This window comes from Streptomyces sp. ITFR-16 (assembly GCF_031844705.1).
In the GTDB taxonomy this organism is placed as follows: domain Bacteria; phylum Actinomycetota; class Actinomycetes; order Streptomycetales; family Streptomycetaceae; genus Streptomyces.
This window is the reverse complement of record NZ_CP134609.1, coordinates 6,587,139-6,610,811: the sequence shown is the minus strand read 5'-3', so window position 1 is coordinate 6,610,811 and position 23,673 is coordinate 6,587,139. Positions and strand designations below refer to the sequence as shown.

At 73.3% G+C, this 23,673-nt stretch carries 17 protein-coding genes and 2 pseudogenes; 11 read left to right on the top strand and 8 right to left on the bottom strand.

Features of this window, described 5'->3' with window-relative positions; translation table 11 throughout:
- Positions 1–105: 105 nt before the first annotated feature.
- A complete protein-coding gene (locus tag RLT58_RS29335; RefSeq protein ID WP_311313374.1) occupies positions 106–690 on the top strand; it encodes a sigma-70 family RNA polymerase sigma factor in 585 nt (194 codons plus the stop codon).
- On the top strand, positions 687–1,463 hold the full coding sequence (locus RLT58_RS29330; protein ID WP_311313373.1) for an anti-sigma factor: 777 nt from the start codon (positions 687–689) through the stop codon (positions 1,461–1,463). The genes RLT58_RS29335 and RLT58_RS29330 overlap by 4 nt, the downstream gene beginning before the upstream one ends.
- 64 nt (positions 1,464–1,527) lie before the next feature.
- On the opposite strand, the gene RLT58_RS29325 is transcribed toward RLT58_RS29330, so the two are convergent.
- The 5 genes from RLT58_RS29325 to RLT58_RS29305 are packed head-to-tail and all read right to left on the bottom strand — an operon-like array spanning position 1,528 to position 6,956.
- The gene (locus RLT58_RS29325) at positions 1,528–2,328 is read right to left on the bottom strand and encodes a DUF1295 domain-containing protein (protein ID WP_311313372.1); all 801 of its coding nucleotides are present in this window, start codon (positions 2,326–2,328) and stop codon (positions 1,528–1,530) included.
- Entirely contained in the window at positions 2,325–3,692 is a 1,368-nt protein-coding gene (locus tag RLT58_RS29320; RefSeq protein ID WP_311313371.1) for a class I SAM-dependent methyltransferase, read from the bottom strand. Before RLT58_RS29320 ends, RLT58_RS29325 begins: the two co-directional genes overlap by 4 nt.
- Positions 3,689–4,966 carry a class I SAM-dependent methyltransferase gene (locus RLT58_RS29315; protein ID WP_311313370.1) on the bottom strand — a complete coding sequence of 426 codons (1,278 nt, stop codon included), beginning with the start codon at positions 4,964–4,966 and terminating at the stop codon, positions 3,689–3,691. Before RLT58_RS29315 ends, RLT58_RS29320 begins: the two co-directional genes overlap by 4 nt.
- Positions 4,963–5,688: a DUF1365 domain-containing protein gene (locus RLT58_RS29310; RefSeq protein WP_311314691.1), complete on the bottom strand. Its 726-nt coding sequence runs from the start codon at positions 5,686–5,688 to the stop codon at positions 4,963–4,965. The genes RLT58_RS29315 and RLT58_RS29310 overlap by 4 nt, the downstream gene beginning before the upstream one ends.
- A complete protein-coding gene (locus RLT58_RS29305) occupies positions 5,682–6,956 on the bottom strand; it encodes an NAD(P)/FAD-dependent oxidoreductase (RefSeq protein ID WP_311313369.1) in 1,275 nt (424 codons plus the stop codon). The genes RLT58_RS29310 and RLT58_RS29305 overlap by 7 nt, the downstream gene beginning before the upstream one ends.
- Before the next feature lie 290 nt (positions 6,957–7,246).
- Between RLT58_RS29305 and RLT58_RS29300 the strand changes: the two are divergent.
- The 5 genes and pseudogenes from RLT58_RS29300 to RLT58_RS29280 all read left to right on the top strand — a co-directional run bounded on the left by RLT58_RS29300 (position 7,247) and on the right by RLT58_RS29280 (position 12,207).
- A pseudogene (locus RLT58_RS29300) lies at positions 7,247–8,831 on the top strand (molybdopterin-dependent oxidoreductase).
- A gap of 92 nt (positions 8,832–8,923) precedes the next feature.
- On the top strand, positions 8,924–9,568 hold the full coding sequence (locus RLT58_RS29295) for a fasciclin domain-containing protein (protein ID WP_311313368.1): 645 nt from the start codon (positions 8,924–8,926) through the stop codon (positions 9,566–9,568).
- A gap of 151 nt (positions 9,569–9,719) precedes the next feature.
- Positions 9,720–11,255 (top strand): amino acid permease, encoded by a 1,536-nt coding sequence (locus RLT58_RS29290; protein ID WP_311313367.1) that lies wholly within the window; start codon positions 9,720–9,722, stop codon positions 11,253–11,255.
- 3 nt (positions 11,256–11,258) lie between these two features.
- Positions 11,259–11,553, top strand: a pseudogene (locus tag RLT58_RS29285) (ADP-ribosylglycohydrolase family protein); the annotation flags it as partial.
- 204 nt (positions 11,554–11,757) lie between these two features.
- Entirely contained in the window at positions 11,758–12,207 is a 450-nt protein-coding gene (locus RLT58_RS29280) for an SPW repeat protein (protein ID WP_311313366.1), read from the top strand.
- A 112-nt stretch (positions 12,208–12,319) separates the two neighbouring features.
- On the opposite strand, the gene RLT58_RS29275 is transcribed toward RLT58_RS29280, so the two are convergent.
- Positions 12,320–12,964 (bottom strand): TetR/AcrR family transcriptional regulator, encoded by a 645-nt coding sequence (locus tag RLT58_RS29275; RefSeq protein WP_311313365.1) that lies wholly within the window; start codon positions 12,962–12,964, stop codon positions 12,320–12,322.
- A 154-nt stretch (positions 12,965–13,118) separates the two neighbouring features.
- Here RLT58_RS29275 and RLT58_RS29270 point away from each other — a divergent pair, with 154 nt between their 5' ends.
- From RLT58_RS29270 to atzF, 4 genes are read left to right on the top strand one after another with little or no spacing between them, the layout of a single operon-like run.
- A complete protein-coding gene (locus RLT58_RS29270) occupies positions 13,119–13,937 on the top strand; it encodes an urea amidolyase associated protein UAAP1 (protein WP_311313364.1) in 819 nt (272 codons plus the stop codon).
- The gene (locus RLT58_RS29265; RefSeq protein ID WP_311313363.1) at positions 13,934–14,536 is read left to right on the top strand and encodes an urea amidolyase associated protein UAAP2; all 603 of its coding nucleotides are present in this window, start codon (positions 13,934–13,936) and stop codon (positions 14,534–14,536) included. Before RLT58_RS29270 ends, RLT58_RS29265 begins: the two co-directional genes overlap by 4 nt.
- Positions 14,533–18,081, top strand: coding sequence for a 5-oxoprolinase/urea amidolyase family protein (locus RLT58_RS29260; protein ID WP_311313362.1), 3,549 nt, complete (start codon positions 14,533–14,535; stop codon positions 18,079–18,081). The genes RLT58_RS29265 and RLT58_RS29260 overlap by 4 nt, the downstream gene beginning before the upstream one ends.
- Positions 18,078–19,727 (top strand): allophanate hydrolase, encoded by a 1,650-nt coding sequence (gene atzF, locus RLT58_RS29255; protein WP_311313361.1) that lies wholly within the window; start codon positions 18,078–18,080, stop codon positions 19,725–19,727. The genes RLT58_RS29260 and atzF overlap by 4 nt, the downstream gene beginning before the upstream one ends.
- Before the next feature lie 105 nt (positions 19,728–19,832).
- On the opposite strand, the gene RLT58_RS29250 is transcribed toward atzF, so the two are convergent.
- Together RLT58_RS29250 and RLT58_RS29245 are read right to left on the bottom strand one after the other, a co-directional pair.
- Positions 19,833–22,667: a DEAD/DEAH box helicase gene (locus RLT58_RS29250; protein WP_311313360.1), complete on the bottom strand. Its 2,835-nt coding sequence runs from the start codon at positions 22,665–22,667 to the stop codon at positions 19,833–19,835.
- Positions 22,668–22,711: 44 nt separating this feature from the next.
- On the bottom strand, positions 22,712–23,626 hold the full coding sequence (locus tag RLT58_RS29245; protein WP_311313359.1) for a diacylglycerol kinase family protein: 915 nt from the start codon (positions 23,624–23,626) through the stop codon (positions 22,712–22,714).
- Between the last annotated feature and the right edge of the window lie 47 nt (positions 23,627–23,673).

Here is a 23,673-nt window from a genome sequence, read left to right as displayed (position 1 = left end):
CGACTTTCGGAAAGCGTGGAAGGATTCCGGTTTCTGACCAATCCGTGTCGCCCAGCGCTCCGAATCACTCGTGGAGACCGTTGAGCACCCTGGGAGGAAGCCCGCGTGAAAGAAGCCGTGCACATCAGCGGACGGGCCTCGGCGGGGCCCGATCTCCAGGAGCTCCTGGGGATGGTCGCCCGCGGCGACCAGGACGCCTTCGCCCAGGTCTACGAGGCGGTCTGCGGACCGGTGCTCGGGCTCGTCCGCAGTGTTCTGCGCGACCCGGCCCAGTCCGAGGAGGTCGCCCAGGAGGTGCTGGTCGAGGTGTGGCGCACGGCGCCGCGCTTCAAGGCCGCCCGGGGCAGCGCCATGAACTGGGTGCTGACCCTGGCCCACCACCGGGCCGTGGACCGGGTCCGCTCGGTCGAGGCGACGACGGCCCGTGAGCACAAGGCCGCGCTGCTCGACCGCACGCCCGCCTTCGACGACGTGACCGAACAGGTCGAGAGCCGGCTGGAGCGCGAACAGGTGCGCCGCTGTATGCGGACCCTGTCCGAGCTGCAACGGGAGTCCGTCACTCTGGCCTACTACCGCGGCCTGACCTATCGCGAGGTGGCGGAGCTGATCGCGGTACCGCTCGGCACGATCAAGACTCGACTGCGCGACGGACTGATCCGGATGCGCGACTGCCTCGGGGTGAGTTCATGAGCAGCGACGCGGGACTGCACACACTGACCGGGGCCTATGCCCTGCACGCACTGCCGGAGTCCGAACGACGGGACTTCGAACGCCATCTGGGCGACTGCGAGGCCTGCTCCGTCGAGGTGCGGGAGCTCTCCGAGACCGCGACCCGGCTCGGGCTCGCCGTCTCCGCCACCCCGCCGCGCGAACTGCGCGAGCGGGTGCTGACCGAGATCGCGACCGTGCGCCAGGAGCCGCCGTCCGGCGGCCGGGGTGTCCGCAGCGGGTCGACCGGTCGCGGTGTCCGGGGCGGGCCGGCCCGCTGGCCCCGGTTCGCGCTCGCCGCGAGCCTGGTGGCGGCGGCCGGCTTCGGCGGGGTCGCGGTCTGGCAGCACCAGGAGGCACAGGACGCCCAGGAGACGGCGCGGGCCACCCAGCGGCAGAGCGAGCAGCTCGCCCAGGTCCTCGCCGCTCCCGACGCGCAGTCCAGTTCCGGGACGCTGAAGGACGGGGCGAAGGGCACCGTGGTGGTCTCCAAGAGCCAGGACCGGGCCGTGTTCCTGGCCTCGGGGCTGGCAGAGGCGCCCAGCGGCAAGGTCTACCAGCTGTGGTTCGACGACGACGGCACGATGCGCCCGGCGGGCCTGATGAAGGCGGCGGGCCCCTCGTCGACGACGTACACCACCCTGCTGGACGGGCCGGTGGACGGCGCCACGGGCATGGGCATCACCGTCGAACCGGCGGGCGGCTCGGCGCAGCCGACGTCCGAGCCGCTGGCGCTGATGCATCTGCCCGCCTGACCCTCGGGGAGCGGGACCGGGGCGGGACCGCACCTCGCGGTCCCGCCCCGGAGTGCCGTACGGCTCAGCCGCGCGGCGGGCGCGGGAAGAAGCCGCTGGTGCGCGCGGCGTACGCGGCGAAGCCGGGCCGCTCGGCCATGTGCCGTTCCAGCAGGGCCTTTCCGCTGCCGCCGATGAGCAGGTAGCTCATCAGGACGGGCGCCACCAGCGTGGCGGCGGCCGCTCCCGGCGCCTGGCAGACGATCAGGAACAGGCCCCACCAGACGCAGAAGTCGCCGAAGTAGTTCGGATGCCGGGTCCAGGACCACAGCCCCCGGTCCATGATCTTCCCCCGGTTGGCCGGATCGGCCTTGAACCGGGCCAGCTGATGGTCGCCGACGCCCTCGAAGATCAGGCCGGCCGCCCACAGCCCGGCGCCCGCCCAGGCCAAGACCCCCACCGGTCCGGTCAGATACCCGGCGGCCTGCACCGGGAGCGAGATCAGCCAGACCAGAGCGCCCTGGAGCAGATAGACCTTGCGCAGGGCGTAGAGATCCGGGTTGCCCGGCGCCTTGGCGAGCATCTTCTCGTACCGGGGGTCCTCGCCGTGGCCCCGGCCCCGGCGGGCGATGTGCCACGCCAGGCGCAGCCCCCAGACCGCCGTGAGCACGGTGACCAGCAGCCGGCGGGTGTCGTCTCCCTCGCCCGCCGACAGGACGTACGAGACGAGGGCGACGGCGGTGAAGCCCAGGCCCCACGCGGCGTCCACGACCCGGTGCACGCCCTTGTACAGGCCGACGGCGAAGGTGGCGAGCATGACGGCGAGGGCGGCCCCCGCACAGGGCACGAGGCCCTGGGCGAAGGCCGCCCATGCGAAGCCGCTCATCGCGCGCGCCCGGTGCTGGCCCCGTCACGGGCGGCCGGCACCTCGGCCGGGGCCGCGTACCAGCCGGCCCGGGTCTCCGGCATCCCGGCGGCGCCGGTCGGCTCCGGGCGTACGGACAGGATCTGGTCCACGCCCATCCGCCGCTCGTCGAAGGCGAGGGCGCCCCCGGCCAGATAGAGCCGCCACACCCGCACGGTCTCCTCGCCGACGAGGCCGGTGAACTCCTCGTGGCGCTCCTCAAGGGTGCGGCGCCACGCGTCGACGGTCCGCACGTAGTGCTCGCGCAGCCCCTCGACGTCCCGGACCTCCAGGCCCGCGCCCTCCAGCAGCGCGACGGTCTCGCCGAGCGGGCGCATGTGCATGTCGGGCGCGATGTACGACTCGATGAACGCACCGCCGCCCGGCGCGTTGCGCCCCCGGGACATCTGCTGGACGAGCACCCGGCCGCGCGGCCGGACCATCGTGTGCAGGGTGGCGGCGAAGCCCGGGTACTGCGCGTCCCCGACGTGCTCGCCCATCTCGACGGTGGACACCGCGTCGTATCCGCCCTCGTGCCCGGGGGCGCTCTCGATGTCGCGGTAGTCGCAGCAGCGGACCTCGACCAGGTCCGCCAGGCCGCGTGCGGCCACCTGCTCGCGGACGTAGGCGGCCTGTTCCCGGGCCAGGGTGACGGCGGTGACCCGGACGCCGTGCCGCTGGGCGGCGTACAGCGTGAGCGAGCCCCAGCCGCAGCCGATGTCCAGCAGCCGCGCCCCCGGGCGCAGTCCGAGCTTGCGGCAGATCAGTTCCAGCTTGTCGCGCTGGGCGTCGGTGGGGCCGTAGCCGGGGTCGTCGCTCGTCCAGTAGCCGCAGGAGTAGGCCATCGTCTCGTCGAGGAGCAGGGCGTAGAAGGCGTTGGAGAGGTCGTAGTGGTGGCTGATGGCGGCCCGGTCGCGGGCCTTGCTGTGCAGCACGCCGTGCAGTCCGGCGCGGGCGGCGGGCGCGGGCGGCCGGGGGCCTGCCGCACCCAGCCGCAGCGCGGTGCGCGCGGCCTTCAGCCGGGCGGCGACGCCGGGGCGCGGCGGGCGCAGTCCGCGCTCGCGGACGGCGTGGCGCATGGCTCTCAGCCCGTCCGCGAGGTCTCCGTCGATGTCGATGTCGCCGGTGATGTACGCCTCCGCGAGGCCGAGTTCGCCCGGGGCCCACAGGAGTCTGCGCAGGGCGCGCCGGGAGCGTACGTGGACCAGGGGGCCGTCGGCGGCGCCGGTCTCGCTGCCGTCCCACATCCGTACCCGGACCGGGAGCGGGCCGCCGAGGAACTGCTCGACGAGGGGTTCGAGGCGCTGTGCGGCCCCGGGGGCGGTGGGCCTGTCGGTGAGGGTCATGCGGTGTCTCCACGGGTCAGCAGCATGTGCCGCACATCGAGGTAGCCGGAGCGGAACCCGGCTTCGGAGTAGGCGAGGTAGAAGGTCCACATACGGCGGAACGTGGCGTCGAAGCCGAGCGCGTCGACCTGCGCGGCCTGTTCGGTGAACCGTTCGCGCCACAGCCGCAGCGTCTCGGCGTAGTGGCTGCCGAAGGAGTCGCAGCGCTCCACGCGCAGCGCGGTGTGGGCGGCGGTGACCTCGTCGACGGCCTCGACGGACGGCAGGAGCCCGCCGGGGAAGATGTACTTCTGGATCCAGGTGAAGGTGTCGCGGCCTGCGCGCATACGGTCGTCCGGCATGGTGATGGCCTGGAGGGCGACCCGGCCGCCGGGGGCGAGCCGCTGGTCCAGGGTGCGGAAGTAGACCGGCCAGAACTCCGCGCCGACCGCCTCGATCATCTCGACGCTGACGATCGCGTCGTAACTGCCGCCGATGTCCCGGTAGTCGCAGAGCCGGACGTCGACCCGGTCCTCGTGGCCCGCCTCCCTGATCCGGTGGCGGGCGAGGTCGCGCTGTTCGCGGGAGAGGGTGACGGAGACGACGCGGGCGCCCCGGCCGGCGGCGCGGATGGCGAGTTCGCCCCAGCCGGTGCCGATCTCCAGGAGCTCGGTGCCGGGTCCGACGCCGGCGAGGTCGAGCAGCCGGTCGATCTTGCGGTGCTGGGCGGCGGGCAGCAGGGCGGGTTCGGCGGGGAAGCCGCGGAAGAGGGCGGCGGAGTAGCTGAGGGTCTCGTCGAGGAAGAGCGCGAAGAGGTCGTTGGACAGGTCGTAGTGGTGGCTGATGTTGTCGCGGGCGCCTTCCTGGGTGCCGAGCTGTCCGGCGGGGCGGCGGTGGGCCCAGAGGGGCCGCAGCCGCTGGAGGGACTGCGGGATCAGGGTGGCGACCTGGTCGGCGAGGACGGTGAGGACGCCGACGGGGTCGGGCGAGTCCCACTCCCCCGCCATGTACGACTCGCCGAAGCCGATCAGTCCGTCGGCCCCGATCCTGCGGAAGAAGGCGGCGGGGTCGCGGATGTCCATCAGCGGGCCGCCGAGGCCGATGTCCTCGCGGCCCGCGAGCCGGGCCCGCAGCGGCAGCCGGGCCAGCGCGCGTCGCACCACGCGTTCGGCGACCGCCGTCCGCAGCCGGGAGGACGGCGGCGGGGTCACCACGTCGGGCCAGCGTTCGGGGTCGATGCCGGGGGCGGGCACGCAGGGTGCGGGGGACGGCGAGTGGGACGTGGTCACGCTCATCGCATTCCTTCCTGAAGGGGGTGGTCGGGGCGGGGCCGCACGCGCAGGCCGCGCGCCAGGAGGCGGATGCCGTGCAGCCGGATGGCGGCCGAGACGACGGCCGTGGACCAGGGGTGGCGTACGGCGAGGCGGAGCAGGGTGCCGGGGGTCGCCGGCCGGCGCCGGCCGGTGACCGTGGCGGTGAAGGGCCGGGTGCCGGCGCGCTCCAGATGGATGGTCAGGGCGAGCCGGGGCCCGGGTTCGGGCAAACGCATCCGGTAGTCGGCGTCGGTGCCGAAGAACGGCGAGACATAGAACTGCTTGCGGGTGTCGGCCCGGCCCGAGTCGTCGGGGCGCAGCAGATAGCAGTGGCGCTCGCCGTAGGTGTTGTGCACTTCGGCGACCGTGCACAGCGGGGTGCCGTCGGCGCGGCGGCACCAGTAGACGGTGAGCGGGTTGAAGACATGGCCCAGGACCCGGGCCTGGGTGAGCATGCGTACGGAGCCGTCGGCGAGGTCGACGCCGTGCGCGGCCAGGAAGCGTGCGAGGCCGGCCCGGATGGTCGGGGCGGTGCCGCCGAAGTGGTCGCGGGCGTCGAAGCCGGCCAGCGGGCGCAGGGCGCGGGGCAGCGGCGGGGGTGCGTCCGGGTCGATCAGCCACAGATAGGTGCGGTGCCGGAAGGCGTATCGGCGGGGCGCGCTGCGTACGTGGGTGATCGCGCAGGGGTAGAGGGCGTTCACCAGTCCACCCCCAGCGCGGCGGCCGCCTCCGCCCCCGAGCGGCAGCCGTCCTCGTGGAAGCCCCAGCCGTGGTACGCCCCCGCGTAGGCGGTGACCGGGCCGGACAGCGCGGGCAGCCGGGCCTGGGCGGCGACCGACTCGGGGGTGTAGACGGGGTGTTCGTAGACCATGCGGGCGCGGACGAGGCCGGGGGCGACGCGGTCGGCGCCGTTGAGGGTGACGACGAACGTCTCGGGGGCGTCGAGCCGCTGGAGCCGGTTCATGTCGTAGCTGACGGTGACCTGGGCGGCGTCGGCGGCGCAGGAGGGCATCAGATAGTTCCAGGAGGCGCGGGCGCCGCGGGCGGCGGGCAGCAGCCGGGTGTCGGTGTGCAGCAGGGTGGGGTTGCGGGAGTAGCGGAACGCCCCCAGGGTGCGGGTCTCCTGGTCCGTGGGGTCGGCGAGGAGGCGCAGCGCCTGGTCGGGGTGGGTGGCGATGACGACGGAGTCGAAGTCCTCCGCCGTGTCGTCGGCGGTGACGATCTCGACGCCGTCCGCGTGGCGGCGCACGGCCCGGACCGGGGTGGCGGTGCGGACGGCGGCGAGCTGTTTGGTGACCCGTTCGACGTAGGCGCCCGATCCGCCGGTGACGGTGCGCCACACCGGGGAGCCGCCGACGGCGAGCATCCCGTGGTGGTCGAGGAAGCGGACGAGGTAGCGGGCCGGGTAGCGCATCGCGGTGACCGGGTCGCAGGACCAGACCGCGGAGACCACCGGGGTGAGGAAGTGGGCGGTGAAGTACGGGGAGAAGCGGCCCCGGGCGGCGAACTCACCGAGGGTCACGGTGTCCGCGTCCGGGCCGCCGTCCGCCAGCAGCCGCCGGGCGGCGCGGTGGAACCGGGGCACGGCGGCGAGCATCCGCAGATAGGCGGGGTCGCGCAGCTGCGCCGGCCGGGCCAGCAGACCGGCGGGGCCGCGCGCGCCCGCGTACTCAAGCCCGCACCCCTCGCACCGTACGGACATGCTCATCTCCGACTCCTGCGTCGGGACGGCGAGTTCCGCGAAGAGGCGCAGCAGATGGGGATAGGTGCGCCGGTTGTGCACGATGAAGCCGGAGTCCACGCGGTGGACGCGGCCGTCCGAAGCGGGGAGGTCATGGGTGTGCGCGTGGCCGCCCACCCGGTCGTCCGCCTCGAACAGCGTCACGTCGTGGGCCGTCCGCAGGATGTGGGCGGCGGTCAGCCCCGCCACCCCGCTCCCCACCACGGCCGTGCGTCGCCGCCTGGTTGTCATACCGCTCCCTCCGAGTACCGCCGTCCGGGTGCTCCCGCGCGTCCGTTCGCGCGGGAGCGGCGATGCCTCTCAGCTGTGATTCGTTGCCGGTCGCGCGGCGGATTGGTCGCCGGTCGCACTGCGGACGGGCCGGGGATCTCTCTCACTCGTTCGAGTGAGAGACCAATCCGCCGGGCGTCCGGCGACGAATCCCGGTTGTGAGTGAAGATCAGAACGATCCGCAGACGACCGGGGCCGCAGCGCCCCGGCGGTCCCGCTGGGCACGCGCGGCCTTCGCCGCGCTCAGCGGTGTGATCGCCGGTTTCTGCGCCCTGGCCGTCGCCGAGCTGGCGGCAGCGGTCGTGCGCCCCGAGGCGGGTCCGGTCGCGGCGGTGGGCGGTGCGGTCATCGACCGCACTCCCCCGGCGCTGAAGGACTTCGCCGTACGGAATTTCGGGACGAACGACAAGCTGGTGCTGGAGCTCGGCATCCTGGCGCTGCTGGCGGTCTTCGCCGTGGTGGTCGGGGTGCTGGCGCTGCGGCACCGGCTGCTGGGTTCGGCGGCCGTGCTGGTCTTCGGGGTGGTCGGGGCGGTCGCGGCGGTGGGACGGCCGGAGGGCCGTCCCACCGATGCCCTGCCCTCGGTGGTGGGCGGTGTGCTGGCCGCAGGAGTGCTGTATCTCCTGGTCGGACGGCTGGCCACGGCTTCCGGTCCCTCCCCCGCGGCTGGCGGGAGGGGCGGGGAGCCCGGGGGCGCCTTCGACCGGCGGGGGTTCGTCGTCGCGGCGAGCGCCGCGGCGGCCGCCTCGGCCGGCGCCGGACTGCTGGGGAGGCGGCTGACCGCCTCGGTCCAGGCGGGGGCGGCCGCCTCACGGCGTGATCTGGTGCTCCCCCTGCCCGCGTCGGCGGCGCCTGCCGTACCTGCGGGCGCCGATCTGCGCCTGCGCGGCCTGAGCTCGTTCGTCACCCCGAACAAGAGCTTCTACCGCGTGGACACGGCTCTGGTGGTGCCACACATCGACGCCGGCGGCTGGCGGCTGGCGGCTGGCGGCTGGCGGCTGGCGGCTGGCGGCTGGCGGCTGGCGGCTGAGGATCCACGGAAAGGGCGTGCGCAAGCCGGTCACGCTCACCTTCCAGGACCTGCTGCGCCGGGAGATCGTCGAGCGCGACATCACCCTGACCTGTGTGTCCAACGAGGTGGGCGGGCCGTATGTCGGCAACGCCCGGTGGACCGGCGTGCGGCTGGCCGATCTGCTGCGCGAGGCCGGGGTGCGGCCGCCGTCCCGGGGCGGGTCCGCCGACCAGATCGTGGCGCGCTCGGTGGACGGCATGACGATCGGCACGCCGGTCGAGGACGTCATGGACGGCCGCGACGCCCTGCTCGCAATCGGCATGAACGGTGAGCCACTGCCCTTCGAGCACGGCTTCCCGGTCCGGATGGTCGTCCCCGGCCTGTACGGATATGTCTCGGCCTGCAAATGGATCAAGGAGATCGAACTCACCACGTTCGACGACTACGACGCCTACTGGGTCAAGCGGTCCTGGTCGCGGCAGGCCCCCGTCAAGACCGAGTCCCGCATCGACACTCCCCGTCCCTTCGCCTCCCCGAAGCCCGGTACCGTCCCGGTCGCCGGGGTCGCCTGGGCCCAGCACCGCGGCATCGCGCGGGTCGAGGTCCGGGTGGACGACGGCCCGTGGCACACCGCGCGGCTGGCGGCCGAGGACAGCAGGGACACCTGGCGCCAGTGGGTCTGGGAGTGGCCGGCGACGTCCGGCAACCACACCCTCCAGGTCCGCGCGACGGACCGTACCGGCGCCACCCAGACCGAGCGGCGGGTCGGCACCGTGCCCAACGGTGCGACCGGCTGGCACTCGGTGGTGGTCGACGTGTCCTGACGGCACGAGAGGTCCCCCACCGCAGTGGCTCACTCCCCCAACCGACTACTCCACGTAATCAATCAGTCACACACATCCACCAGGAGAACATCATGAAGGTCATCCACGCCCGCCGCGCCGCCGTCGCCCTCTCCGCGGCAGTGGTCCTGCCGCTGGCCCTGACGGCCTGCTCCAGCGACTCCAAGGACAGCGCGTCCGGCTCCACGGCGAGTTCCGCGAAGGCGTCGGCCTCGACCCCGGCCGACGACTCCATGAACATGGACGAGCCCTTCGGGCCGGCCTGTTCGTCGGTGCCGAAGAACGGCGCGGGCTCCTTCGACGGCATGGCGAAGGACCCGGTCGCCACGGCCGCGTCGAACAACCCGGCGCTCTCCACGCTCGTCACGGCGGTCAAGAAGGCCGGTCTGGTCGACACCCTGAACAACGCGAAGAACATCACGGTGTTCGCCCCGACCAATGACGCCTTCGCCAAGATCCCGAAGGCCGACCTGGACAAGCTGCTCGCCGACAAGGCCGAGCTCACCAAGGTCCTCACCTACCACGTGGTGGGTGAGAAGCTGACGCCGAAGCAGCTGGAGAAGGGCTCCTTCGACACGCTGGAGAAGAGCGAGCTGACCACGTCCGGCTCGGACATGACGTACACCGTGAACGACTCCTCCAAGGTCGTCTGCGGCAACGTCCCGACCGCCAACGCGACGGTCTACATCGTCGACACCGTGCTGATGCCCGCCAAGTAGCGGCCCGGTACGGAGCTTCGCTCACGTCCCCCGGCAGCCCGCCGGGGGACGTGAGCACTTCGGCCCCGCGCGGACACGGCGGTGTCACGCCCCCGAAACAGCGCGTCCCTAATTTCTGTCGCCCGACAGGAAATCGGCGACAGGGGCTGAGATGACCGCCACCGCACCAACGGATGTACGACCGGATCCCGCCGGGACCGGCCAGGGCGACCACGCCTCCCTGGCCGGTTTCGGCTATCGGCAGGAGCTGCACCGCTCGATGGGGCGCTACGCCTCGTTCGCCGCCGGGTTCTCCTTCATCTCCGTCCTCACCACCGTCTTCCAGTTCTTCGCGTTCGGCTTCTCCTTCGGCGGCGCCGCCTTCTTCTGGACCTGGCCCGTCGTGCTCGTGGGCCAGCTGCTGGTCGCCGCGTGCTTCGCCGAACTCGCCGCCCGCTACCCGCTGTCCGGGGCGATCTACCAGTGGTCGACCCGGCTGAGCACGCCCGCGTTCGGCTGGTTCGCGGGCTGGATCATGGTGACCGGCCAGATCGTGGTGGTCGCCGCCGCCGCGCTGGCGCTCCAGGTGGTGCTGCCGGCGATCTGGTCCGGTTTCCAGCTGGTGGGCGGCGACCCGGCGCCCACCGCGGCGACGGGCGCGGCCAACGCGGCGCTGCTGGCCGTGGTGCTGCTGGCCCTCACCACGACGGTGAACCTCCTCGACAACAAGGTCATGTCGGCGGTCAACCGGATCGGGGTGACGGCCGAGATCATCGGCGCGGTCCTCATCCTGGTCCTCCTCCTCACACACACCGAGCGCACCCCAGGCGTCACGCTGCACACCGGCGGCGCGGGCGGCGCGCTCGGGGCGCTGCTGGTCGGCTCGTTCACCGCGGCCTATGTGCTGATCGGGTTCGACAGCGCGGGCGAGATGAGCGAGGAGACCCGCTCCCCGCGCCGCACGGCGCCGCGCACGATCCTGCTGGCCCTGGCGTCGGCCGGGGTGCTCGGCGGACTGCTGGTGCTGGCGGGCATCCTGGCCGCACCCGACCTCACGGACGGCCGGCTCGCCACGGAGGGCCTGTCGTACGTGCTGACCAGCAGCCTCGGGGACGGGGTGGGCCGGCTGCTGCTGGCCGATGTGGCGCTGGCCGTCGCGGTGGCGACCCTGGCCATCCAGACGGCCGGCTCACGGATGCTGTTCTCGATGGCGCGCGACGGCGTCCTGCCCTTCTCCGCCCGCCTGGCCAAGGTCTCCCCGCGCACCGGCATGCCCGCCGCCCCCGCCCTGTTCGTCGGCGCGGCGGCCGCGGCGCTCGGCCTGCTCAACCTGGCTTCGCCCGAGGCGTTCTGGGCGATCGGCACCACCTGCATCGCCATGCTCTACCTGGCGTACGCGATGGTCACGGGCCCCATGCTGCTCCGCCGCCTCCGCCGCCTCCCCCTCTCCCCCGGCACCGGCCCGGCCCACGACGAGACGGGGCGCCCGCTCTTCTCCCTGGGCCGCTGGGGCCTCCCGGTCAACGCCCTGGCCTTCGTCTACGGAACGGCCATGACGGTCAACCTGGCCTGGCCCCGGGCCGCGGTCTACGACCCGGCGGGCGGCCACTGGTACTTCCAGTGGTTCACGGTGCTCTTCGTGACGGCGACGGTGGCACTCGGCGCCCTGTGCCGCACACGCCGCCGACCGGGCCCCTCCGTAGGCTGACCCGAGGACGTGCTGACGAGCGGTGGCCCCTGGGACATGGCGGCGGCGCTGCACTTCCAGGTCAACGGCCGGGCCGCGGGCAACGGTTCGCCGATGCGCGCCGCCACGTCGGCGGATCGCCGCCCTCACCCATGGCGACCGGGCCGCCTGGGAGGGCACCGCCGTGCTGCACGAGCCGATCCGGGTGGCCCTGGCCGGCTCCGATCCGCCGACCGCCGTACCCAAGGCGCTGGCGGCCGTGCACCCGGAGCACCGGGCACGCTGGGCCACCGTCCTCGCGGACGACTGGCATCCGGACGGGACACGGTGACCGGGTGCTGCGGACCCCGGATCCGGTGGCGCCGGCCGGGCGACTGGAGTCGGGGCAAGGCGATGTGGTTCCGGCGGATATTCAGCTGCCTTGAACCTACACATAAGCGACATATAAGAGCAGAATGGAACCGCGAGCCTCTTGTCGCACACAGCGGGGACCGAGCCCGCAGGATCGAAGGGGACGAAACTCATGTCAAACGTCTCGCACACCACCGGCCAGGACATGGCCGGACACCCCGATGTCTCGGAAATGCGCGACCGCTACGACCGGATGATGGGCGGGCGCGACGTGGCGCTCGTGGACGCGCCGGTCTTCCTGGTCGGTCTGTACTGCGCCGTCTCGCCGTGGGTGCTGCACTTCACGACCTCCCAGTCCGCACTGGTGACGCACAACCTCGTCATGGGTATCGCGATCGCGGTGCTCGGACTCGGGTTCACCGTGATGCCGCAGCGGATGTACGGCCTGAGCTGGGCCATCTGCGCCATGGGCGCCTGGATGATCATCTCGCCCTGGGTGGTGGGGAGCAGCCCGGACACCGGCGTCGTACTCAACAACGTCATCATCGGCGGTCTGACCGTGCTGCTGGGACTGGTATGCGCGGGCGCGTCGATGCGGAGCACCCGCAGCACTCCCGCCTAGCGGCCGGACCGCCGCCCCGCAGGAAACAGGAAGGAAGCGGACACCCCGTAGACCCCCGCCGACCGGCAGCGCCCTGCGCACCGGCCGGCGGTCGCGTGTCCGGGCGGCCCCTTCAGCCGGCCGTGCCCACGATCCGCATCGCCGCGTCCGCCGTGGCCCGCGCGAAGGCGCCCGTCTCCCGCTCGGCCCCGGACAGATGGATCAGGATCACGCCCTCGATCAGCCCGAAGACCAGGTCCGTACGGAGCTCCGCCTCCCGCGCCCCGAGCGCCGCACCCGCCCCGGTCGCGGCCAGCAGCCGCCCGTACGCGGACCGCAGCTCCGCCCGGACCCGCCGGAAGTCCGCGAAGCGCTCGGACCGCACCTCCGGCAGGACGTACAGCGCGCCCAGGTTGTGCGGGCCGCCGCACAGCAGCTCCACGTCCGCCCGGCACAGCTCCCACAGCCGCTCCTCGGCGGGCCTGCCGGTGTCCGCGAGCAGCGTCTCGGCCAGCGCGAGCGAAGGGGCCACGGTCGACTCCAGCAGCGCCGCGAGCAGATCCTCCTTGCCCGCCACGTAGTGGTACATGGTCGCCTGGCGCATGCCCGCGCGTTCGGCGACGGCGCGCGTGGTGGTCGCCGCGTAGCCGTGCGTGGTGAACAACTCGGCCGCCGCGGACAGCAGTTCCTCGCGCGCGGACAGCCCGGTGTCCGGCCGCTGGGTGGCGCGCGGCCGGCCGACCCGCCGCCCGGCGCCGGCCTCTCGGTTGCTGGACATGGGCCGATCGTCGCACATCCCCGCCGGCCCCGATCTTGGTGAGCATCCGGTAACTCCCGCGCAACAGGCGGGCAATGGCCCCGACTCGGCACCGCCCTAATTTCTGTCGCACGACAGAAACAGCGTCGGCACCCCGTCGAACCGGAGGTTCAGCATGGCGACAGCAACGACCCACGGGGCCCGGGACCACGCCCGCGCCCAGGACGGCACCCGTACCCCGGCCATGCCCGTGGTGCCCGCGAGCGACTGGCCGGCCGCCACCCCCGGCACCCCGGTCTGGGCCGAGACCGTCGCCGGCGGCAACTACACCCACCGTGTCCTGGCGCGCGGCACCGAACTGCGGCTCACGGACCTCGCGGGCGACGCCTGCGCCCATCTGCTGCTGTACGCCGACGGGCGTCCGTGGGAACGGCTGAACACCGCGGACACGGTGAAGGTGCAGTGGAACGCGTATCTCGGGACCGGCCGGCTGCTCCTCTCCGACCAGGGCCGGGTGCTCGCCTCGGTGACCGCCGACTCCTCGGGCCGGCACGACGCGCTGTGCGGCACCTCGACGCTGCGCCGGAACACCGAGCGGTACGGCGACGGCACCCCGCAGTCGCCCTCCCCGGCCGGCCGCGAGCTGCTGAAGCTGGCCGCCGCGAAGAACGGCCTCGGCCCCCGCGACCTGGCGCCCTCGCTCTCCTTCTTCCAGGGCGTGGCGATACGGGAGGACGGCACTGCGGAGTTCACCGGTTCGGCGGGCCCCGGCGCGGCACTGACCCTGCGGGCCGAGCAGGACGTCACCGTACTGATCGCGAACGTCCCGCACCCCCTGGACCCGCGCCCCGCCTACACCAGCACCCCGCTGGAGGTGGTGGCCTGGCGCGCCCGGCCGACCGCCCCGGGCGATCCGCTCTGGGACGCCACCCCGGAAGGCCGCCGCGCCTTCCTGAACACACTCGGCTTCCTCACCGCCCGGGGGCTCGCATGACCACGACCGTCATCCCCGCCCGCGCGGCCTGGTCGGCGACGGTCCGGGCCGGAGAGCACCTGACCCTCACCGATCTGCACGGCAACCAGGCGGTGGACTTCCTGGTGTACGACGCCCATGACACGGCCGTCCGCTACAGCGCGCCCGACACCGTCCAGGCCGGCGGCGGCATCTTCCTCACCACCGGCAGTGTGCTGATGTCGAACGAGCACACCCCGCTGATGACCGTCACCGAGGACACCTGCGGCCGCCACGACACGGTCGGCGGCGCCTGCTCCAAGGAGTCCAACACCCTGCGCTACGGCCAGCACACCTGGTCGCAGCACGCCTGCGTGGACAACTTCCTGGCGGAGGGCGCCCGGCACGGACTGGGCAAACGCGATCTGGTGTCCAACATCAACTGGTACATGAACGTGCCCGTCGAGCCGGACGGCACCCTCGGCATCGTCGACGGCATCTCCGCGCCCGGACTGAGCGTCACCCTGCGGGCCGAGACCGATGTGCTGGTCCTGGTCTCCAACTGCCCCCAGATCAACAACCCCTGCAACGGGTTCGACCCGACCGAGGTCGAGGCGGCCGTCACCGGAGCGGGCCGATGACCTTCGACACGCTGCTGATCGCCAACCGGGGCGAGATCGCCGTACGCGTCATCCGTACCGCCCGCCGCCTCGGCCTGCGCACGGTCGCCGTCTTCTCCGACCCCGACCGCTCGGCCCCGCACGTCCGGCTCGCCGACGAGGCGGTCCGGCTGGGCCCGGCGCCCGCCAAGGAGTCCTATCTCGACGCCGATCTGGTGCTGAAGGCCGCGAAGGACACCGGCGCCGGAGCGATCCACCCGGGCTACGGATTCCTCTCCGAGGACGCGGAGTTCGCCCGCCGCTGCGAGGACGCCGGAATCGTCTTCGTCGGCCCGACCGCGGGGCAGCTGGAACTCTTCGGCGCCAAGCACACCGCACGGGCCGCCGCCGAGGCGGCCGGGGTGCCCCTCGCCCCCGGCACCGGGCTGCTCCCGGATCTGCCGGCGGCGCTGGACGCGGCACAGCGCATCGGCTACCCGGTGATGCTCAAGGCCACCGGGGGCGGCGGCGGGATCGGCATGTCGGCGTGCCGCTCGGACGAGGAACTGGCCGACGCCTGGGAGCGGGTGCAGCGGGTCGCCGCCGCCTCGTTCTCCTCGGCGGGCGTCTTCCTCGAACGCCTGGTGGAGAACGCCCGCCATGTCGAGGTACAGGTCTTCGGCGACGGACACGGGCAGGTCGTCACCTTCGGCGACCGCGACTGCTCGCTGCAACGCCGCAACCAGAAGGTCCTGGAGGAGGCCCCGGCCCCGGGGCTCCCCGACCGCGTCCGCACCCGGCTGACCACCGCCGCACGCGAACTGTGCGCCTCGGTGGACTACCGCTCGGCCGGGACCGTGGAGTTCGTGTACGACGCCGCCCGCGCGGACGCGTACTTCCTGGAGGTCAACACCCGTCTCCAGGTGGAGCATCCGGTCACCGAGGAGACCCACGGCGTCGACCTCGTCGAGTGGATGATCCGCCTGGCCCAGGGCGACACGACCGTCGTACGGGAACCGGAGGCCCCGCGCGGCCACGCCGTGGAGGCGCGCGTCTACGCGGAGGACCCCAGCCGCGACCACCGCCCCGGAGCCGGCCTGCTGACCCGGGTCGCGTTCCCCCGGGGCGAGGGCCTGCGCGTGGACAGCTGGATCGAGACGGGCACCGAGGTGACGACGGCCTACGATCCGATGCTGGCCAAGGTCATCGCGTACGGGAGCGACCGCGCCGAGGCGCTGGCCCGGCTGGACGCGGCGCTCGCCGCCACCCGGATCGACGGCATCGAGACCAATCTGGGGCTGGTACGGGCCGCGCTGGCCGACGCCCGGGTGCTGGGCGCCACCCACTCCACCGCCACCCTGGCCGCGGTCACCGACCCGACCCCGCGCATCGAGGTGGTCACGGGCGGCACGCTCACCACGGTCCAGGACCATCCCGGCCGCACCGGCTACTGGCAGGTCGGCGTCCCGCCGTCGGGCCCGATGGACGACCTCTCGTTCCGGCTCGGCAACACCGCGCTCGGCAACGCCCCCGGCGCCCCGGGCCTGGAGTGCACCCTCCAGGGGCCCGAACTCCGCTTCACGCACCCCACGACCGTGTGTGTGACGGGCGCCCCGGCCCCGGTCACCGTCGACGGCGCACCGGTCCCCCAGTGGGAGCCGGTGACGGTCCCGGCGGGCGCCGCGCTGGCCGTGGGCGCACCGCGGGAGCACGGGCTGCGGACGTACGTCCTGTTCGCGGGCGGCGGCCTGGACGTCCCGGAGTTCCTGGGCAGCGCGGCCACCTTCACCCTCGGCGGCTTCGGCGGGCACGGCGGCCGCGCCCTGCGCACCGGCGACGTGCTGCACGGCGGGGCGTGCGTGCCGGACCGCGTCCCCGTACCGGTGGCCGAGCGCCCCGCGTTCACCGGCGGCTGGCACATCGTCGCGGCCGAGGGGCCGCACGCGGCACCGGAGTTCTTCACCGAGGAGGACATCCACGACTTCTACGCCGCCGACTGGAAGGTCCACTTCAACTCGGCCCGCACCGGGGTCCGCCTGGTCGGCCCGAAGCCGCGCTGGGCCCGCACGGACGGCGGCGAGGCGGGGCTGCATCCGTCCAACATCCACGACACGCCGTACTCCGTGGGCGCGGTCGACTACACCGGCGACATGCCGGTGCTGCTGGGCCCGGACGGCCCGTCGCTGGGCGGCTTCGTCTGCCCGGCCACGGTGGTGAGGGGCGAGCGCTGGAAACTGGGCCAGCTGCGCCCGGGCGACACGGTCCGCTTCCGGCCCGTGACAGTGACCGGCGCGCCCCGGCCCGACATCACCGACGGCGGCATCCTCCACCGAGACGACACGGTCACCTACCGGCGCAGCGGCGACGACAACGTGCTGGTCGAGTACGGGCCGATGCAGCTGGACCTGGCGCTGCGGATGCGCGTCCACGCCCTGATGGAGGCCCTGACGGCGGCGGCCGTCCCCGGCATCACCGGCCTGACCCCCGGCATCCGCTCGCTCCAGATCCAGACCGACCCCGATGTCCTTCCGCAGGACGAACTGCTCCCCCTGCTCCATCGCGCCGAGGCCGCCCTGCCGCCGACGGACGCGCTGACCGTCCCCTCGCGCACCGTGCACCTGCCCCTGTCCTGGGACGATCCCGCGACCCGCGAGGCCATCGCCCGCTACATGGCGGGGGTGCGCGACGACGCGCCCTGGTGCCCGTGGAACATCGAGTTCATCCGCCGCGTCAACGGCCTCGACTCGGTCGACGACGTGTACCGCACGGTCTTCGACGCCGAGTACCTGGTGCTGGGCCTCGGCGACGTCTACCTGGGCGCCCCGGTGGCCACCCCGCTGGACCCGCGCCACCGGCTCGTCACCACTAAGTACAACCCGGCCCGGACCTGGACCGCCGAGAACTCCGTCGGCATCGGCGGCGCCTACCTCTGCGTCTACGGAATGGAGGGGCCGGGCGGCTACCAGTTCGTCGGCCGCACCACCCAGGTCTGGTCGGGCTGGCAGCAGCGCGGCGCCTTCGAGCCCGGCTCGCCGTGGCTGCTGCGGTTCTTCGACCGCATCAAGTGGTATCCGGTGGAGGCGGACGAACTCCTCGAACTCCGCGCGGACATCACCTCCGGCCGCTTCGTGCCGAGGATCGAGGAGGGCGAGTTCTCCCTCGCCCGGTACGAGGAGTTCCTCACCGCGAACGCGGAGTCGATCGCTGCGTTCCGCGACCGCCAGGGCGCGGCCTTCGGCGCCGAACGGGACGCCTGGGAGGCGGCCGGCGAGTTCGCCCGGGCGGACGCCGCGTCCGGGCCGCCGCCCCCGGCCGCCGAGGTGACCGTGCCGCCGGGCGGCCGGCTGGTGGAGGCCGAGTTCGCCGCGTCGGTGTGGCAGCTGAACGTGGCCGAGGGCGACACGGTGACGGCGGGTCAGCCGCTGCTGGCGCTGGAGGCGATGAAGATGGAGTCGCGGGTGACCGCTCCGGCGGACGGTGTGGTGGACAGCGTCCTGACCCGCCCGGGCGCCCAGGTGGAGGCGGGCACGGCCCTGCTCGTCCTGGCCCCGCCGGCCGCCACGGACCGAGAGGACACCCGCTCATGACCGCATCGCCCGTGCTCGCCCGGATCCGCGCCGCCTACGCCCGGATCGACGCGGTGGACCGCCCGGAGATCTGGATCGGCCTGCGTCCCCGCAGCGAGGTGGAGGAGGAGGCCCGCGCCCTGGAAGCCCGTCTCGCGGCGGGCGCGTTCCTGCCGCTGGCGGGCCGGCTGCTGGCGGTCAAGGGCAACATCGACGTGGCCGGCCTGCCCACCACCGCGGGCTGCCCGTCCTACGCGTACGAACCCGCCGAGGACGCCCCCGCCGTGGCCCGGCTCCGCGCGGCCGGCGCCCTGGTGATCGGCACGGCCAATCTGGACCAGTTCGCCACGGGTCTGGTCGGCACCCGCTCCCCGTACGGCGCGGTCCGCGGCGCACATGATCCCGAGCGCGTCAGCGGGGGTTCCAGCTCGGGTTCGGCGGTCGCCGTCGCGCTCGGCATCGCGGACCTGGCGCTCGGTACGGACACGGCGGGCTCCGGCCGGGTCCCCGCCGCGTTCAACGGCATCGTGGGCCTGAAGCCCACGCGCGGCCTCGTCCCGACGGACGGCGTGGTCCCGGCCTGCGCGAGCCTGGACTGCATGACGGTGTTCGCCCGTACGCTCCCGGAGGCGGAAGCGGCCCTCGCCCTGATGGCGGACCCGGCCCCGCACCCCGCACCCGCCCGCGCCCCGGGCCCCTGGCGGATCGCGGTCCCACCCGTCGAACAGCTGGGCGAGCTGGACCCCGGCTGGGCCGAGGCCTACGCGTCGGCGGCGGAGAGCCTGCGCGCGGCGGGCGCGGATCTGCGCCCCGTCGATCTGACCCCCTTCACACAGGCGGCGGCCATGCTCTACCACGGGGCGTTCGTCGCGGAGCGTTACACGGCCGTCGGCGCGTTCGTCGACAGCGGCCCGGCCGGACTCGACCCGACGGTGGCGGGCATCATCACGGCGGCCCGGGACATCCCGGCCCACCGGCTGTTCGCGGACCGCGAGCGGCTGGCCGCCCTGCGCGCGGCGGCCGAATCAGCGCTCGGCGACGCGGACGCGCTGCTGCTCCCCACGACACCCGGCCACCCCACGCTCGCCGAGGTCGCGGCCGACCCCGTGGGCGCGAACGCGCGCCTGGGCCGGTTCACCAACTCGACCAACCTGTTCGGCCAGTGCGCGGTGGCGGTCCCGGCGGGCGAGGTGGCGGGCCTGCCGTTCGGCGTGATGCTGATCGGCCCGGCCGGCACGGACGACCGCCTGCCCCGCATCGCCGCCCTGCTGTCCCCACCGGCCCGCATCGCGGTGGTCGGCGCCCACCTCACCGGCGAACCCCTGAACCCCCAACTCCTGTCCCTGGGCGCCCGCCTGATCTGCACGACGACCACGGCCCCGGCCTACCGCCTGTACGCGCTGCCCACGGACCCCCCGAAGCCGGGCCTGGTCCGCACGGCGGAGGGCGGCGCCCCCATGGAGACAGAAATCTGGGAACTCCCGCCGGAGGGGCTGGGCGCCCTCGCGGCAAGCCTCCCGCACCCCATGACCCTGGGCCGGGTCGACCTGGCGGACGGCACCACGGCCCCGGGCTTCCTCTGCGAGCCGTACGCGGTTGAGGACGCACAGGACATCACGGAACACGGCGGCTGGCGCGCCTACGCATCAAGCCGCTCCGGCGATTGAGGAGCGGGGGGCCCGGGCGCAGAGCCCCCGGTTACGGGAAGGGAAGGGGAGGGGAAGGAAGGGGCGGGGCGGGGACTGCCCGCCGCAGGCGCCCCTCAGGCCCCGTCACCCCACCGAGCTGTAGGCCACAACCCCCCGCAACACCTCGTCAACCGCCTTGCGCGCACTCCGCCCCACCGAACTGCCCTCCCGCGGCGCGGCAGCCGCGACCTGCCCCAGCACGTCGATCACCTGCTTGCACCACCGCACGAAGTCCCCGGCCGGCATCTCCGCCTCCCGCAGCACCTCGTCCAGCGACCGGCCGGACGCCCACATGTACACCGCCCAGGCGAAGCCGAGATCGGGTTCGCGCTGCCCGACCCCCTCCGCCTGATTGATCTTGAAGTCCTCCTCCAGGGCATCGAGCCGCCCCCAGATCCGGACCATCTCCGCCATCGCGGTCTTCGCCGGCCCGGACGGCAGCTTCGGCGCCACCGCGTCGTCGGCCTGCCGCGCCTCGTACACCAGCGCCGAGACGCACGCCGCGAGTTCGGCGGGGTTGAGCCCCTCCCAGACCCCGGCCCGCAGGCACTCGCTGGCCAGCAGGTCCAGCTCGCCGTACAGCCGGGCGAGCCGCTTGCCGTGCTCGGTGACCTCGCTGCCCCGCAGATAGTCGAGCTCGGTGAGCAGCGCGACGATCCGGTCGAAGGTGCGGGCGATCGTGTTCGTCCGCCCCTCGATGCGCCGCTCCAGCTGCCGTGTGTCCCGCTGGAGCCGGTGGTAGCGCTCGGCCCACCGCGCGTGGTCCTCGCGCTCGTCGCAGCCGTGGCAGGGGTGCGCGCGCAGCTCGGCCCGGTAGCGCGCGATCTCCTGGTCGTCGGCGGCGGCGGACCGCCCCCTGCGGTGCCGGTCCGGGACGATGTGCCCGGCCTTGGTCCGCAGCGCGGACGCCAGGTCCCGGCGCGACTGCGGCGAGCGCGCGTTGAACGACTTCGGCACCCGCATCCGCTCCAGCGCCTCGACCGGCACCGGGAAGTCGATCGACGCGAGCCGCTTGACCTGCCGCTCGGCCGTCAGCACCAGGGGGCGGGGCCCGTCGTGGTACTCCATCCCCCGGTGGCCGTGCCCGTTGGCCCGGCCGGCCGGCAGACCGGGGTCGAGGACGAGCGCGAGACCGGCGAACTTGCCGGTCGGCACGTGGATGACATCGCCGGGCTTGAGCTTCTCCAGAGACGCCGCCGCGGCGGCCCGGCGCTGGGACGCGCCCTGCTTGGCGAGCTCCGTCTCCCGGTCCTTGAGCTCGCGGCGCAGCCGCGCGTACTCCTCGAAGTCCCCGAGGTGGCAGGTCATGCCCTCGCGGTAGCCCTCCAGGCCCTCCTCGTTCTTCTGGACCTGACGCGAGATCCCGACGACCGACCGGTCGGCCTGGAACTGGGCGAAGGAGGTCTCCAGCAGCTCGCGCGACCGGTGCCGCCCGAACTGCTGGACCAGATTGACGGCCATGTTGTAGGAGGGGCGGAAGCTGGAGCGCAGCGGATACGTACGCGTGCCGGCGAGTCCGGCCAGGGCGCCCGGGTCCATGCCGCGCTGCCAGAGCACCACGGCGTGGCCCTCGACGTCGATGCCGCGCCGGCCGGCGCGCCCGGTCAGCTGGGTGTACTCGCCGGGGGTGATGTCGGCGTGCTGCTCGCCGTTCCACTTGACGAGCTTCTCCAGGACCACGGAGCGCGCGGGCATGTTGATGCCGAGGGCGAGGGTCTCCGTCGCGAAGACGGCCTTGACCAGGCCGCGCACGAAGAGCTCCTCGACGACCTCCTTGAAGGTCGGCAGCATTCCGGCGTGGTGCGCGGCGATGCCCCGCTCCAGGCCTTCGAGCCATTCGTAGTAACCGAGGACGTGCAGGTCCTCGCCGGGGATGGAAGCGGTCCGCTCCTCGACGATCTCCCGCACCAGCCGGCGCTTGTCCTCGTCGTTGAGCCGCAGCCCGGCGTGCAGGCACTGCTGGACGGCGGCCTCGCAGGCGGCGCGGCTGAAGATGAAGGTGATGGCCGGCAGCAGCCCCTCGGCGTCCAGCCGGTCGATGACCTCGGGCCGCGAGGGGGTCCAGATCCGGCTGCGCTGGCGCCGCTCGCGCTCGCGGTCCGCCTCGCGCACCATCTTGCCCCGGCGGCGCTCGCGCGGGTTGTATCCGCGCTGGTTCTCCATGCGGGCGAGCCGGACGAGGTCGGGGTTGACCTCGCGCCGTCCGGCACCCCGGCCGCCGTGGTCGCTCTCCTCCTCGAAGAGGTCATACATCCGGCGCCCGGCCAGCACATGCTGCCAGAGCGGCACCGGGCGGTGCTCGGAGACGATGACCTCGGTGTCGCCGCGCACGGTGTCCAGCCAGTCGCCGAACTCCTCGGCGTTGGACACGGTCGCCGACAGGGACACCAGGGTGACGGACTCGGGGAGGTGGATGATCACTTCCTCCCAGACCGCGCCCCGGAAGCGGTCGGAGAGGTAGTGGACCTCGTCCATCACCACGTATCCGAGGCCGTTCAGCGCCTGGGAGCCCGCGTACAGCATGTTGCGCAGGACCTCGGTGGTCATCACGACCACCGGGGCGTCGGCGTTGACGCTGTTGTCCCCGGTCAGCAGGCCGACCTTGTCGGCGCCGTAGCGCTTGACCAGGTCGGCGAACTTCTGGTTGGAGAGGGCCTTGATCGGCGTGGTGTAGAAGCACTTGCGGCCCTGGGCCAGAGCCAGGTGCACGGCGAACTCGCCGACGATCGTCTTGCCCGAGCCGGTCGGGGCGGCGACGAGCACACCCTTGCCGGCTTCCAGAGCCGTGCACGCCTCGATCTGATAGGGGTCCAGATCGAACTCGTACATCTCGCGGAACGGCCCGAGCGCGGTCGCCTGCTCGGCGGCGCGGATCCGGGAAGCCTGGTATCGCTCAGCTGGTGAGAGGTCCTCTGTCATCTTGTCCACGAGCCTACCCGCCGCCTCTGACAACGACGCGATCTTTAATTCCCCGTGGGAGAACCTGCGGAACCCGCCCCGAGGACCCGCACGGCGCCCCGTACGCAGGTGGCGGTCAGCGGCAGCGCGCCGAGCGGCTCACCGTCCGCGTACGAGGTGACACCGGCCGCTTCGAGGGTGATGGAGGAGACCCGGTGCACGGTGACGACGGGGTGGCCGAGGTGGGTGCCCTTGTAGACGCGGGGGAACACCTTGAGCAGGGTGGCGCGGCTGCAGTCGCCGACGACGGTGACGTCGAAGAGGCCGTCGTCCATGACGGCGTCCGCGCAGATCCGCATCCCGCCGCCGTAGGTCGATCCGTTGCCGACGGCGATGAGCGTCGCGTCGATCTCCCGGACCGGCCCGCCGTCCAGGCTCATGCGGTACGTGATGGGCTTGAAGGCGGCGAGTTCGGCGAGGATCGCCAGGTCGTACTTGAACCGGCCGCCCCAGCCCATCCGGTTGCCCCGGTCGTTGACCCGGGAGTCGAAGCCGGAGGCGAGCACGGAGCCGAACCACCGCTCGCCCACCCGGCCGAGGTCGATCTCGCGGACGGCGCCGCCCTTGAGCGCCTGGGCGGCCAGCCGTCCGGCCGCCGCCGGGTCCCGTATCGGCATGCCGAGGGCGCGGGCGAAGTCGTTGCCGGTGCCGACGGCGACGATCCCGAGCGGGGTGAGGGTGCCGGCGACCGCCTGGAGGGCGAGGGACATCATGCCGTCCCCGCCCACGGCTATGAGGGCGCCCGTCCCCCCGGCCACGGCCTCGCGCGCCCGCCGCAGCGCGTCGTCGGCGTCCTCGCCGAGGACCGTACGGACGGAGAAGCCGGCGTCCCGCAACGCGGAAGCGGCCGGCTGCGCGGCACTCGCGCCCCGGCCGCGTCCCGCGGTGGGATTGACGAAAAGGGTGATCTCGCTGGTCACCCGGGGGACCTTACAAGGCCGGGTGATGCCGTCGTAACCGTTGAGCC